Genomic DNA, 14,818 nt, shown 5'->3' with positions numbered 1-14,818 from the left:
CGACCGAAATCGAAGCTCCCTGCACATTTGGTTCATTCATTCTTTGTTCAGTTTTCAAAGGTCAATCGTTATCACTCGTTACGTGATAGCTTATTCATATTATCACGGCCGTCCACGCTTGTCAACAGTTTTTAGAAATAAATTTCAGACTGTCGCTTTGCTGAATCAGCAACTTTTATATGATAACATCGTTTCATCTTGCTGTCAACAACCAATCTTATCCTGATGTGGTCTTACAAAAGACAACTTCATAATACTAACATCATTCCGTTATCGTGTCAAACAAAATTCAAAACAAAACGCATCGGATTACCGAGGAACTCAACTTTACCACAAAAATGTAAGCCCTGTCAACAGCTGTGCATCAGCATCCTTATGGATTCCTTGTTCCCTTGGTAAATCGGTCTTTTTTCAAAAAAAGGAGTCCATGTACCGTATTTTCCTGATAGGATCCTGAAGAACCGGCAAAAATTAAAGAGGCAACCTCCAACTTCGAGGTTGCCTCACTTCATGCTTGCAGCACTTGTTCCTGTAATTTATCCGCCAACACTTCTGCTCCCGTTGGCTTTTAAAGTTAACGTTCGTTTACATGATCTTCGTTCATGTGAGTCTTACAAACTTCCGGACTTCTTTTCCACTGAATGAGGAACATGGCCACAATATGAAGTTGTATAACTGAAGATTCATCAAACATTTAAACGGGGCATCTCGCCGCTCACATTTAAACATGAATCTTCTTTGAGATAACACTTTAGGTTTACTCGCCTAAAATGTTTCCCACTTCTGAACCTTTATCCATCCTATTACGGTTTTAACTTCACAGGTTAAATCAATTTTTCTTAGTTTTTCAAGCTAATCTAAATCTTTTTCTGCTGCTACGTCATTTTTTCATTCAATCTGTCATGTTGAATCTTTTCTAGATTTTTCGGATCTGTACTTAAAGTCTCTACTCGATCATGAATGAAATTAAAACCATAAACTGCAAGAACTTCAATCGGTTCTATGTAAAGAATTCATTTGATACAACCTTTCGGGTTATATCCCCTTCCTTCTTTACACTGTAATGATAACATGAAAGCGTTTGCTTTACAAGCGGAATATCCTTTTTTGTTAAAAAATTTTTTCGAATTTTTATGCTTTCATCCAAGTGTCCGGCCTTTTTAAGGGAAGCATTTCAGCAGTTCCCTCACACCTTCATCTTGATGACGGCATTCTTTTCCACTTGCACCCATTCATCATATAAGCAAACAGCACGTGCAGGCCCTGCCTCAACCGTGAGAGCCACTTCCCCACCGTTCACTTTGACAGCAAGCAGACTGCCACGGAAATTGATTTTGAAATCGTATCCTAGCCACTCTTTCGGAACGAACGGTTTGAAGTGTAGGATACCCTCTTTCACACGCATTCCGGCGAACCCTTGCACAATGGCCAACCAGGCTCCGCTCATCGAAGTGATGTGGAGGCCGTCATCCGTATCATTGTTATAGTTGTCCAGATCCAACCTTGCAGTGCGCGAATACAACTCCACCGCCTTCTCTTCCTTGCCGAGCTCCGCCGCCAGGACAGCATGCACAGATGGCGATAAGGAGGATTCGTGCACAGTCATCGGTTCATAGAAATCAAAATTGCGTCGCTTTTCTTCCAAGGTGTATCTGTCGTTCAGGAAGAAGATGCTTTGCAGGACATCCGCCTGTTTGATGAACGGAGAACGCAAGATTTTATCCCATGACCAGTTTTGGTTCAGAGGCCTTTCGCTCGGATCCAACGAATCGGCGGGACGAAGGTCTTTGTCCAGGAACGTATCATGCTGGACAAAAACGCCCAGTTCCTCATCATATGGATAATACATCCGGGCAATGATATCTTTCCAGTGCGCTGTTTCGGCTTCCATCAGGTTATGCTCTGCCCATTTCTCCGTGGACACTTTCTTGAGCGCATCCAATGTGTATTGCAGCGTCCACGTTGCCATATTGTTGGTATGGTAATTGTTGTTGACGTTGTTTTCGTACTCGTTCGGTCCGGTCACGCCATGGATCATGTATTTTTGCTTGCGCTTCGAAAAATGGACACGATCCGCCCAGAACCTGGAGATGCCGATCAGGACATCGATCCCCGTCTCGACGAGATAGCTCTCATCGCCGGTATAATTTGTGTAGTTGTAGATGGCATAGGCGATCGCCCCATTGCGGTGGATTTCTTCGAAAGTGATTTCCCACTCGTTGTGGCATTCGATTCCGGTGAAGGTCACCATCGGGTACAAAGCCCCCTTTAGCCCTTGCTGACGTGCATTGTGATAAGCACCCGTCAACTGTTGATGGCGGTAGCGCAACAATTGGCGGGTGATTCTCGGCTCGGCGACGGAAAGGTACATCGGCACCATGAACGCCTCGGTGTCCCAATAGGTGGCGCCGCCGTATTTTTCGCCGGTGAAGCCTTTCGGGCCGATGTTCAGGCGTTCATCTTCGCCGTAATAGGTGGAGAAAAGTTGGAAAAGATTGAAGCGGATCCCTTGCTGGGCTTCATCATCCCCCAGTATCTGCACGTCCGCTTTCGTCCATCGCTCTTCCCAAGCGCGTTCATGCGCAGCCAGCAACGCAGCGTAGCCAGTCTCTGCGGCTTCATCGGCCAGTTTCTTGGCGAAGAACGCTTGCTCGGCATCCGGTATGTCGCGGCTGGTGATGACAGCGACATGCTTGTCCAATACCGCTTTTTGGCCTGCGGAAACAATGCCGGAAAAAGTTTCTTCTACTAATAGGCCGCTTTCGTTGCTGCCGGTTTGGCCCAAACCCGAGAGACGGTTGCTCATGGCGGCAGTGACCGTGAACTGCTCGACCCCGAACGGATTCGGAATCGTTTTGGCGCTCAAGCTGACAGGTGCATCCAGCGTGCGTCCCGCTTCTTCCCAGAATATCTCCTCATAATTCGCATCTTCATTCGTCACATTGCCGTCCAGCCGCGGATGGACTTCCAGGTCGACAGATCCTTTCAGCACTTCTGCCGTTACCCGCACGAGGCATAATTCTTTTTGGGCGATGCTGACGAAGCGTTGGAAAGTGAATTTGACTTCCGCAGCATCTTCGTTTTTCCAGATAAAGCTGCGGTCCAGCACGCCCCGGCGCATGTCCAACTCCATGCGAAAATCCGCGACTGTTTGCTTCGCCAAATCGAGCGGCTCTCCATCGATAAGGATTCCGACAGCAATGAAATTCATGGCATTGATGACCTTCCCGAAATATTCAGGATAGCCGTTCTTCCACCAGCCGACCCGCGTCTTGTCGGGATACCAGACGCCCGCCAAGTAGGTGCCTTCATGGGTATCGCCCGAGTAGCCCTCCTCAAAATTGCCGCGCATCCCCATATAACCATTGCCGATCGAAGTCAAACTTTCCTGCAATCGCTTCTCTTCTTTATTCAATGCATCCATCTTTAATTTCCATGGATCGATAGCGAACAGTCTTTTCATGCACAGCCCCTCTTTCCGAGAGCAGATGCCGCTTTTTCGCGAAATCTGCATCAGGATGATTGTTTTGATGACTCCATTATCCCAATTTTGACCGCCTCAATGCAAGCGTAATCATGCCTTGAGCAGCAATAATTCCTGCGCTCTTTCAAGTTTCCATAAGCAGCGCTTCCCCATAGCTCTTGATCAGGATCGGCAAGGTTCGCGTTTGCAGCATGCCTTCCCCGACTTGGTATTCCTGCTCATCCAATAAATTACGATAGACACCATCCGGCAAATCGACAGCAACGTTGGCCGCTTTCCCGTCCAGGCTGAAGATGCCTGTCAACCTCTCATTCCCGAGGCGGTAAGAGCCGATGACCGTTTCCGATCCGGGGGCTGCCTTCAGGTGGTAACTCCCTTCCCGGACGGCCGCTTCCCTTTTGAATCGCTGCAGCCGTTGCAACAGAAGCGTCAAATCCTCGTCGTGGCTCCAGTCGATCGGATCCTTTTCGAACAGATCCGGCAGTTGCGCAGTGCCGGTCTCTTGTCCACCGTAAAGCAGCAGCGTCCCTTTCTGGAAGTAAGTGAAGGCGGTCCAATTACGCAACCTGATGAGGTCTTCGATCTTCGAACGGATGCGCGGATGATCGTGGTTTTCCAGGAAACGCAGCTTAACGTAATTCAGCGGATAGATGCCGTCCTGGAACAAGAGGACATCCAGATACGTTTTCAGGCTGATTTCTCCCCAGAAGTAAGCCTGCTGAAAATCGTGCACATCGTAGTCGTAGGTGATGTCGAAGGCTTCGTACAATTCGCCGTCGGAATGGCCGACATTGCCGCGGTCCCGGTTCTGCCGCAAAAAACTCGGATGGACCGACTCGGCCAGCCAGATGACGCCCTCTTTCACTTCTGCGACTTCTTTCCTGGCGCGCACCCAGAAATCCACCGGAACGAGGCTCGCCACATCGCAGCGGAACCCGTCCACGATTGTTGCCCACAGCTTCAGCGATTCGATCTGATAAGCCCACAAATCCGGATGGCTGTAATCCAAGTCGACGATATCGTACCACTCGCCGACTTTGTTGCCCATTTCCCCGTTTGACCGGCGATAGAACCACTCGGGATGCTGTTCGACGAGCCGCGAATCCGGCGAGGTGTGGTTATAGACGACATCGATCATCACCTTCATGCCCAAATCACGGATTGCCGAAGCCAATGCCTTGAAGTCGTCCATTGTTCCGTAGGCCGGATTGACCGTGCGGTAGTCCCTGATAGCGTAGGGGCTGCCTTCCATCCCTTTGCGCTTCGTTTCGCCGATCGGATGGATCGGCATGAACCAGATGATGTCCGCTCCCAAACCCTTTATCCGCTGCAGATCCGGAATGATGGCGCTGAAAGTCCCTTCCGGTGTGTGGTTGCGCACGTAAATGCAATAGATGATTTGATTCCGTAAGTTCAAAGATGTGTCTTTTGCCATAAGCATCCTCCTTAATTGGTTCAGCTATTGTAGACGGTCTGGAAAACGGCCGCCCCGTAAGGCGCCAGATACAACGTCTCCCCTTCCAGCCTGTTCCCTTCATTCTGCAAAAGGAGCTGGCGGTAGCCGTGCTGTCCCAAGAGCGGAAGCACGAATTCCTTCGGCTGATCCGTGACGTTGCAGATGACCAGACCGACTTGTTTGTCGATCACGCGCTCATAGACAAAGAAGTCGTCATGCGTGGCCCAGAGGCGGTAGTCGCCTTCGACGAACAGATCCGTCTTCTTCAGATTCAACACTTTGCGGTAAAAATGCAGGATGCTTCCCGGATCGGCCTCTTCTGCCGCCACATTGTATTCCGCTTCGACATTGACTCCGCTCCAAGGCGCAACCGTCGAAAAACCGGCGTAAGCCGAATCGTCCCACTGCATCGCCCCCCGGCTGGCATCCTTGGAACTTTCCCGCAGATTGTACAGCGCGGCTTCCACACTGTACCCCAACGCCAGCGCCTCCTTATAGAACGTCTGCGCTTCCGGCGATTTGAAATCTCTGATGTCGTTCAGATAAAGGTTCTTCATCCCCAGCTCTTCCCCGTTCAGGATGAAGGGGATGCCTTTTTGGAGATACATCAACGCCGCCAGCATTTTTGCGCTGTTATCGCGGTGTGTACTGTCGTCCCCGATCCGGGAAACGACCCGAGCCATATCGTGGTTGTTCCAATAGAGTGTCGGTCCGCCGACATCCGCCATGGCTTGCTGCCACTCCTGAAGATTTTTCTTGAAGGCGCCGTACAGCAGTTTTGTCTTCTGCATGTTTGAGGAAAGCCGCGGATCCTTGGATTTTTCATCCATCGTGAAATAACGGAAAGTGATGACCGTATCGCAGCCGCCGACGATCGGATCCGTGTAGGAACGCGCCAACTCGACAGTGGCCGAGGCCGCTTCGCCTACGATGAAAGTGTCCGGATAGCGTTCCCGCAAAGTCGAGGTGAAGAATTTCATGTATTCATTGATCTTGGGCAGATTGGCATAGTATTTTTCGGCCAGGCCGATTTCCCCTTCGCCCAGCCCTCCCACATCCGGAAAACCCTCTTCCTTCTGCAGATGGATGAAAGCATCCAAACGGAACCCGTCGACTCCCTTGTCCAGCCAGAAAAAGGCGATATCGACCATCGCGCGCCGCACTTCCGGATTGGCCCAATTCAGATCGGGCATCTCCTTCGCAAACAGATGGAAATAATACTGCTCACCGGACGGTTCCTTTTCCCAAACCGTGCCTGTGAAAAAGGATTCCCAGTTGTTCGGCAGATCCTTCCCGCCGTTTTTGCCGTCCGCCCAGATGTAATAGTCGCGGTACGGACTGCCCTTCCCCTTCAAAGCTTCCTGGAACCACGGATGCTGATCCGAAGTATGGTTCATCACAAAATCAAAGATGACTTTGATTCCGCGTTTGTGGGCCTCCAAAATCAGTTCTTCCACTTCCGCCATCGTCCCGAAAATCGGATCGATTTCGAGAAAATCGGAAATGTCATAGCCATTGTCGACTTTCGGCGATTTGAAAATCGGATTCAGCCAAATCATATTGACCCCCAAGTTTTGGATATACTCCAACCGGTCGATGACGCCGCGGATATCCCCGACACCGTCCCCGTCGGAATCCTGAAAACTCATCGGGTACACTTGATACACAATCAAACCATGCCACCACTCACGCACATTTCCCATATCAAAAACCTCACTTTTCCGATGCGAAAAGCTGAACGGGTTCGCTCAGCTCTGAAAGAAATTCAGGAAATCAGTCCGGCTGAGCATCGTAGAGCGCAATAGGGCCGATTTGTCTAATTTCCGAAGGGCTAACCCGTGAAGCTAGTCATCATTATTGGTTGTAAGATTACCTATACCCTAAGCTTACCCAAAGGACCGGACAAACACAAATTTCAGGACACGCGGGATGCACTGCGGCTGCAAGATCCAGGACAATTCGCGCTCAAACACCCGTGCGTTGGAGCAACATCTTTTCTGTACTGTTTTTCCTTTTCCTTGGTATAATGTTAAAATTAAGGCAATCATACAAACTTACTCATCATCCAAAAGGAGTGCTTATTCATGAAAAAAACAATCGGATTCATCGGCAGCGGCAACATGGGCGGCGCCATCATCGGCGGGCTTGTCGGGTCTGCGCTCGTGGCACCAAACCAAGTCATCGCATCCAGCCAAGATAACGGAAGCCTGCAAGCCCTGAAGAATCAATACGACATCCGCATCACAGCCGAGAACAAAAAGGTGGCTGCCGAATCGGACATACTCTTCTTGGCCGTCAAACCGAATGTCTACAATGTCGTCATTGACGAAATCAAAACGGCCATCAAAGCGAACGTCGTCATCGTCACCATCGCAGCCGGCAAAAGTTTGCTGGACATCGAAGAGCGCTTCGGTCGCAAATTGAAAGTGGTCCGCGCCATGCCGAACACGCCTGCTTTGGTCGGCGAAGGCATGACCGGTATCTGCGCGAACGAATTGGTGAACGTCGCGGAACTGACGGACGTCAAAAATATCTTCGACAGCTTCGGCCGCAGCGAGATGGTTTCGGAATACATGATGGATGCGGTGACCGGCGTCAGCGGTTCGTCCCCTGCCTTGGTCTTCATGTTCATCGAGTCTTTGGCGGATGGCGCTGTCCGCGGCGGCATGCCGCGCCAGCAAGCCTACAAATTTGCGGCTCAAGCTGTGCTGGGATCCGCAAAAATGGTGCTGGAAACAGGCAAACACCCCGGCGAACTCAAAGATATGGTCTGCTCCCCGGGCGGAACGACAATCGATGCCGTTGCCGAACTGGAAAAACACGGGTTCAGGTCCGCTGTCATTTCGGCAGTCCAGACGACCATCGACAAATCCATCCAAATGAGCAGTCCAAAAGGAAACTGAACCTGTTCAAAAAAAAGAGGAGAGGGCGGGTTTTGTCCCAGCCCTCTCCTCTTTTTGGTTCGGTGGTAAGATGGCGGAATTCCCCGCCAACATGGTTTTGACGGGGAATCTCGTGTTGTCAGCAAGCGCTCCTCCCCGCCAATAAGAATTTGGCGGGGAATCTCTGAGCGCAAAGCCCATTTTCATACAGTCCCCTTCTTTTGGCAGCAAAAAGCCCTTCCCCGCAAGCTCGGGGGAAGAGCGAATACTCGTTAATGATGGTGGTGATGCCCGCCAGCAGCGGCTCCGTCACCGATGTCTTCTTTTTGGATGCCTTTTTCCTGGCATTCAGGACAGATACCGTACACTTCCATACGGTGTTGGCTGACTTGGAATCCGGTCAAATTCTCGGCGACCATCTCGACATCATCCAATACCGGATAATAAAGATCGACGATTTTCCCGCAACTTTCGCAGATGGCGTGATAATGCTGCGTATTGCTGAAGTCAAAACGGCTGGAAGCATCGCCGTAAGCCAGTTCCTTCACAAAGCCAATTTTCACAAAGAGCCGCAAATTATTGTAAACAGTAGCTGCGCTCATGTTCGGAAAGCGATCCGCCAAAGCTTTGTAGATATCATCCGCCGTCGGATGCATCTTCGACTCGACCAAATATTCCAGAATCGCGTAACGTTGCGGCGTGATCCGGATATTTGAATTTTTCATTTTTTCGATTGAATCATTGACGATTGCGTGGTGCATTGCGTATCCCCCCTCTTCGGAATAACTTGTATATGATAGTCATTATAATTTACATTTAGCTGAGTTCATCATATATCGATTTTCCGAAAATAGCAATACAAAAGCCCTTAACATCCACAAAATAATCCTTGCTTTTTATCGTCCGTCCGCAGATGGAAACGAATCCACCGCAAAACTTGTCCGGCAACGATTCTGTCAATCTTTACACGGCCGTGTGATTAGTATATCCTTAACATGCATCACTGTTTTTATATCATTTATCGACATGGAGCTGAACTTATATGAAACTTGGCGCCCGCACCTTTAAAACGGGTCTCGCCGTCGCATTATCAATGATTGTCGCCCAATACTTCGGGTTCGAGGGAGGAGGCGTCATCGCCGGCATCGCTGCCATCTATTCCACCCAACCTTCCCTTGGCCGTTCCTATGCCAACCTGAAAAGCCGGATCATGGCCAATACGATCGGTGGCTTGGTCGCTGTCTTCGTCGTCATGACTCTGGGGTACAACATCTATCTGCTCGGCATTTCGGTCATGCTGTTGATCGCCATCCTCAACGCACTCAAGCTCGAGGACGTGATCGGGTTGTCGATCGTGACATTGATCGTCATCATGGTCGGCACGGCAGACAACCTGCTGTTGAGTGCCACCTACCGCGTGTTGGAAACATTCGTCGGCGTCATCATCGCATTTTTGGTCAATACCTTCATCGCACCGCCACGCTATGATGAACGGCTGTACCACACGGTGGACTATGCCACTACCGAGTTTCTGATCTGGATCCGGGCCGGCTTGCGCAAGAACACCGAATATTCCATCATGAACAACGACCTGAAATGGGCGCGTTCACAGCTCAAAAAAATGGACAACCTCTACCAGTATCTGACCGAGAGCGGCTTGTTCAACAAACAAAAGAAATACCAAAACAAAAAAATGCTCGTCGTCTACCGGAAAATGATCCAGACGACCCGCTCTGCCTTCCACGTTCTCGAAGTCCTGCATGATTACGAAAATGTTTTCTATCAGTTCCCTGGCGAAATGCGCATCATGATCCGCGAGCGGCTGGAAACCTTGATGAGCGGACATGAGCAGATCATGCTGAAGTTCAGCGGACGCGTTCCCGCCAATCAAGTCAATTTCTTCGAAGCAAACAAGGATGAACGCCACAAACTGATGGACGTCTTTTTCCAGCGGGCCCAGGAAGAGAGTGACTTCGGCAAATACAGCAGTTCCGAAAGTTACGGCATCATTCATCTGATGAGTGCAATCCTGGCCTACGAAGACGATCTGGTCCACTTCAACAAGCTGGTCCGCAGCTACAAAGCAACGCCGGGCAACAAATCCAAAAACATCAACAACATCGAAGACATCATCCATTAATTTCCCGATTCATCAAAAAAACAGAAGGGAAGCAAGCGGCCAGAGACGGTTCTCGGTCGCTTGCTTCCCTTGCTTTTATATTTTCGCAGTCTCTCTTGAGCCTAGTTTTGGAAAGCCCATCTTTCGATCGCATGGGCCACGCCGTCTTCTTCGTTTGATAAGGTGATTTCGTTCGCGATGCTCTTCAGGTTATCGGTCCCGTTCGACATCACGACACCCAGACCGGCAACTTGGATCATTTCGTAATCATTCTCGCCGTCGCCCAGCGCCATCACTTCCTCCATCGCAATCCCCAGATGGTCCGCCAATTTCCTCAAGGCTGTGCCCTTATTCGAACTCTTCTCCATCACTTCGACCAAAAAATCCTGGCTGCGGACGATGTAGAAATCGTCGCGCATTTTGTCCGGAATGGCCGAATCGATGACATCCACCTCGTTCGGTTCACCGATGTAAAGGATCTTCATCAAACCCAGCTCTTCGTTGATTTCCTTGGGATCCATTACGCTGATATCCATGTTGACGATGGCAGCATCCTTCTGCATTTCTTCCGTCACCGTATCCTCCAAGCTGTAGTAATGGTGCTCTCCCACCAACAGCGTACCGGCTGAAAAACCTTTCCCGAATTCATAAATTTCCTGCACTTCCGCAAGCGTCAGCGTCTTTTTGTAGACCGTTTCGTCCGTATCCGCCCGCAGAATGTAGGCTCCGTTCTGCGCGATGATGTAATCCTCATGCTCGCCGAACCCCAATTCATCCGCGTAGGGCTTGATCCCTGCAGGTGGACGCCCGGTGCAAAGCACGATTTTGATGCCGCGGCGCATCGCCTCCTGGATCGTCTCTTTCACTTTTGGTGTCATCACCTTCTGGCCATTGACCAAAGTACCGTCAATATCGATCGCTATCATTTTTATCATCTGTGTCCCACCTCGTCATCAGCTTTAAATCTCTTTCTCCGTACATTGTACCAAAAAATGCTGCGGGATGAGATTACCTTGCTCCGGCTGGAATGAAAAATATTGAAAGGACGGCACCGGAACGGTCTCCTGTCCACAAACTCCGGCCAAACGGTGACTGGCCGGCGAAAAACACGGATACGTCGGCCCTTCTCCGGGCAACACCCGCTGGCCGGAGGAGGGCGCAGCTTCGATTACTCTCCTCCGGCCAAGCCTCCCTCACCGGAGTTCCGCTCCTGCCGCTTCATCCGCACCCAAAAACGGTCGTCTCAAATGAGACGACCGCCCGGACTAACATCATTTATCCTTCACAAGCACCGTGACGGAGAGGTTTTCCACCCGGATGCGGGATATCCCTTCAGCAAGTCTCGGTTCAGCCAGACTCGCCGTTCCGTCCTCGATCAACACCCGGTAATCCCCGCTTTCCACCTCAAAATCGATGGCGTTTGTTTGGCCATTGAAGATGACGTAATAGAGTTTTCCTTTATCCTCCAGCTGATAGACAACAATCTGGTAATCGGCTTTCAGGATATTCATGTGTTCCTTGACTTCCTCGATGGTCCGCAACCGGAATAACGGCTCCTGTTTGCGCAATGCGATCAAGCCTTTCATGTAATCCACAGCCGGTTTCATTTCGGAACGGCGGTGCCAATCCATGCGGTTGACCGAATCGGGCGCATTGTAGCTGTTCTCCAGCCCGTTCTTTGTCCGCATAAATTCTTGCCCCGCATGGATGAACGGAATGCCTTGGCTCAACAAAACGAAGCTGCTTGCCAAAAGATGGCGCCGCATACGGGACTCTTCCTCATCCCATGGCAGCGAAATCTTCAATTTGTCATAAAGCGTCAGATTATCGTGCGCCTCCACGTACTGGACCATCTGAGCGGGATTTATGTAGTTGCCCCGGCTGGCGGGATAATACGCACCCCCCTGCAGATTGGTGGCGACCCACCCTTCCATGAACGGTTTCCCGGTGACAAAACCGGTATCGGTCCCGCTTTCGAAGTCGGAACCCTTGATTGCTTCACGCAGAGCATCATTGAAATGAGCCACACCGGGCATGCGGTCCGCATTCTGTTGGACAGCCTTTTCGGAAGGAGGCAGATTGGTGTTCAGGTTCCAACCCTCACCAAGCATGATGATGGAAGGATCGATCGCATCCAAAGCGATACGGATTTCGTTCATCGTTTCGATGTCATGGATCCCCATCAGATCGAAGCGGAATCCGTCCAAATGGAAATTCTTCGCCCAATAGGTGATGCTATCGATGATGTATTTGCGCATCATATAGCGTTCAGAAGCCGTGTCGTTGCCGACGCCGGTCCCGTTGGAGAGCGTCCCATCAGCATTTTTGCGGAAATAATAACCAGGCACCGTTTTTTCCAATGCATGCAGTTTCGGTAAATAAACATGATTGTAAACGACATCCATGATGACGCGGATTCCCGCATCGTGCAAACCTTGGATCATTTCCTTCATTTCGAGGATACGAACTTCCGGTTGATAAGGATTGGTCGCGTAGGAGCCTTCCGGCACATTGAAGTTCTGCGGGTCATAACCCCAGTTGTATTGTTCCAAAGGTTTCAGCTCATTGACTGTGTAAAAATCGGCCATCGGCAAAAACTGGACATGTGTCACGCCCAATTCTTTCAGGTAATCCAGCCCTGTCTTATCGCCATCCGCCGATAAGGTTCCCTGCTCGACTACACCCAGGAATTTGCCTTTGTTAGTGACACCGCTCGTCGGGGAAATCGTGAAATCACGAATATGTAATTCATAAATAATGGCGTCGACTGGTGAAGCGATCGGCTCCAATCGGGCTCCCCATCTTTCAGGATTCGTGTTTACTGCATCCAAAATGACGGAGCGCTCTCCGTTTGCGGTTGTCGCATAGCTATAGGGATCAACTGTTTCAACAACTTTGCCATCCGGAAATGTAATGGCGTATTTGTAGGCAGTTCCCGCATAGTCCCCAATCATAATGAGTTCGTGAGTCCCTCTTCCACCTTTCCCCATCATGTGCCTTTTCTTCTCTTTGCGGTACAGACTTTCATAAACAATCACTTCAACGCTGAGCGCAGTCGGAGCCCATAGCCGCAGAATAGTCCGCTGCGGCGTATAGATTGCTCCCAATTCTCCTTCGAACGAATACTTTTTATCAAAAACGGGTGACTGTACAAACTGCTCTAATCGATTTTCTAAATTATCCAAGTCATATTGATAATAAGTAGTCGATAGAACGTCAGTCCGTTTCCGTTCATCAACTTGTATGTACATGACATTACCTCCGAAAAATCTCTGTTCTGTTGAAAGTGCGTTTGCATGGATGGCTATCATGTGGCTTATCCCAAACTCGCGAGTCAATTTGTGAAATATTTTCTCTTGGACCTACACAGAACGCCTTTGTTCAAAACGCTTACATTTCATGTTTACGCAATCATTATACACCAGAAATCCAATAATATCAATATTCGGAAGAGCTTATTAATAAGTAGACCAATAATGTTTTTTGTGTTCCCGACGGACGGAAAGTTTGTGAAATGAAAATCCAGACCGATTGGCCCATTCACTGTTATGCGTCTGCAAAAATGATTGATGCGCTAAAAAAGCTGGCATTTACCGAACAATCCGGTAAATGCCAGCTTCATTTTTTGGTGAATCCCATGTGAGAATCTGATTAGAACATCCCATCAGCATGCTATCCAAACTTAATGTCCAGCAAATGCCTACTGGTCAATTTCAGTTCCTGTTGCATTTGTCGCAGTATCGTTGGCGGTAATATCAGTCGCTGTAGGGTCTGGTGTTGCGACTGATGTATCATCTGCTGCAGGTGCAGTATAAGTCGGCGCAACGTATGTGGGCTCTTCATAAACCGGCTCTTCATACACCGGCTCTTCGCTGACAGTCTCTTCGATTGCCGCGGCAGGGACTTCAGGCACCGTCAAGGTTGGTGCGATCGGCGTGCTGGCAGGTTTTTCGCCTTCCACATACAGACCCGCCGATGTATCGATCATTTTTGTGCGCAAACTGGCGGCAAACAGCTCACCGTAAAGTTGCTGTCCAGCCTCATTCAATTCCAGACCGGCTGCATCCATAAAGTTTGACGCCGATTCGCTGCGGTTCGTCAATTCAGCAAGAAAATCCGCATGCAGATCGTATAAAGGAACCGCGAAGGCGGCGTTTTCTTCCACCAGATTGTTGGTATAGTTCCGATAATCCAAGGAACGGGAATTCCAATCTGCCACTTTTGCGGCGGAAGGAGGCGGCGTCACCAAAACAATCAAGGCATCAGGCAAGGCAGCTCTGATTTCATCATAAACCGCGTAGATGTTTTGCGTCGATTCGACCAAACTGATGTCAACAACCTGATCGGTCTTCGCCGGAATGCTGAAAAAAATCACATCCGGACTGCTTGCGGCCATTTCCTGAGCATATTGGCTGCTCAGATAAACCGAGCTGCTGTCTGACGGATGGCTGAAAAACGATGTCGTCAGATTCTCAAGCGGATAATCGGCCTGGATACCGGCAATGACAGACTTGGCCCAAGCCGCATCGGCTGCGACATCACCGAAGAAGGCGACGTTGACCTCTTTCGTATGATGATGAACATACTGCAGATAGTCGACCACCGACGCATTGCTTCTGTTCTCGGCAAAAGCGGCCAAGAATTGCGCATAAGCTTCGGATGTGTCGCTCTCTGCGATAGTTGATTCTTGCGAGGAAGCTGTTTTAGAAACTGTTTCCGTCTGTTTTTCCCCTTCTCTCAATAAGGCCTCTTTTTTACCGGCCGCGTATTTATATCCAAAAAGAACAATGGCAATGGTTAGGATACCCATGATGGAAACTAGCACTATTTCCTTTTTTTTCATTCTGATTCCTCCAATATTTTAATCGTATTTCAAA

General features: G+C 49.7%; 9 protein-coding genes. 2 read left to right on the top strand and 7 right to left on the bottom strand.

The genetic code is table 11. The features are described 5' to 3' along the window. Nucleotides 1-1,186: 1,186 nt before the first annotated feature. The 3 genes from BMX58_RS04760 to BMX58_RS04750 form a co-directional block, all read right to left on the bottom strand. Entirely contained in the window at nt 1,187-3,463 is a 2,277-nt protein-coding gene (locus BMX58_RS04760; protein ID WP_068622669.1) for a glycoside hydrolase family 65 protein, read from the bottom strand. A 145-nt stretch (nt 3,464-3,608) separates the two neighbouring features. Further along, on the bottom strand, nt 3,609-4,919 hold the full coding sequence (locus BMX58_RS04755) for an alpha-amylase family glycosyl hydrolase (protein WP_068622668.1): 1,311 nt from the start codon (nt 4,917-4,919) through the stop codon (nt 3,609-3,611). Between the two features lie 20 nt (nt 4,920-4,939). Next, nucleotides 4,940-6,643: a glycoside hydrolase family 13 protein gene (locus tag BMX58_RS04750; RefSeq protein ID WP_068622667.1), complete on the bottom strand. Its 1,704-nt coding sequence runs from the start codon at nt 6,641-6,643 to the stop codon at nt 4,940-4,942. Between the two features lie 381 nt (nt 6,644-7,024). On the opposite strand from BMX58_RS04750, the gene proC reads away from it, so the two are divergent. Then, entirely contained in the window at nt 7,025-7,843 is an 819-nt protein-coding gene (gene proC, locus BMX58_RS04745; protein WP_068622666.1) for a pyrroline-5-carboxylate reductase, read from the top strand. A 251-nt stretch (nt 7,844-8,094) separates the two neighbouring features. Here the strand turns inward: proC and perR are convergent, their stop codons facing one another. Further along, a complete protein-coding gene (perR, locus tag BMX58_RS04735; RefSeq protein WP_068622664.1) occupies nt 8,095-8,583 on the bottom strand; it encodes a peroxide-responsive transcriptional repressor PerR in 489 nt (162 codons plus the stop codon). 281 nt (nt 8,584-8,864) lie between these two features. Between perR and BMX58_RS04730 the strand changes: the two genes are divergently transcribed. Further along, entirely contained in the window at nt 8,865-9,962 is a 1,098-nt protein-coding gene (locus BMX58_RS04730; RefSeq protein ID WP_068622663.1) for an FUSC family protein, read from the top strand. A 101-nt stretch (nt 9,963-10,063) separates the two neighbouring features. On the opposite strand, the gene BMX58_RS04725 is transcribed toward BMX58_RS04730, so the two are convergent. The 3 genes from BMX58_RS04725 to BMX58_RS04710 all read right to left on the bottom strand — a co-directional run bounded on the left by BMX58_RS04725 (nt 10,064) and on the right by BMX58_RS04710 (nt 14,784). After that, the gene (locus BMX58_RS04725; RefSeq protein ID WP_068622662.1) at nt 10,064-10,876 is read right to left on the bottom strand and encodes a Cof-type HAD-IIB family hydrolase; all 813 of its coding nucleotides are present in this window, start codon (nt 10,874-10,876) and stop codon (nt 10,064-10,066) included. 336 nt (nt 10,877-11,212) lie between these two features. Continuing rightward, on the bottom strand, nt 11,213-13,192 hold the full coding sequence (gene pulA, locus BMX58_RS04720) for a type I pullulanase (RefSeq protein ID WP_162268611.1): 1,980 nt from the start codon (nt 13,190-13,192) through the stop codon (nt 11,213-11,215). A 449-nt stretch (nt 13,193-13,641) separates the two neighbouring features. Then, on the bottom strand, nt 13,642-14,784 hold the full coding sequence (locus BMX58_RS04710) for an SGNH/GDSL hydrolase family protein (RefSeq protein ID WP_068622660.1): 1,143 nt from the start codon (nt 14,782-14,784) through the stop codon (nt 13,642-13,644). Nucleotides 14,785-14,818: the final 34 nt, after the last annotated feature.

It is taken from the genome of Trichococcus ilyis (genome assembly GCF_900109135.1).
Classification (GTDB): domain Bacteria; phylum Bacillota; class Bacilli; order Lactobacillales; family Aerococcaceae; genus Trichococcus; species Trichococcus ilyis.
Note: the sequence above shows the minus strand (reverse complement) of the source record. Positions and strands in the feature narration are given on the sequence as shown.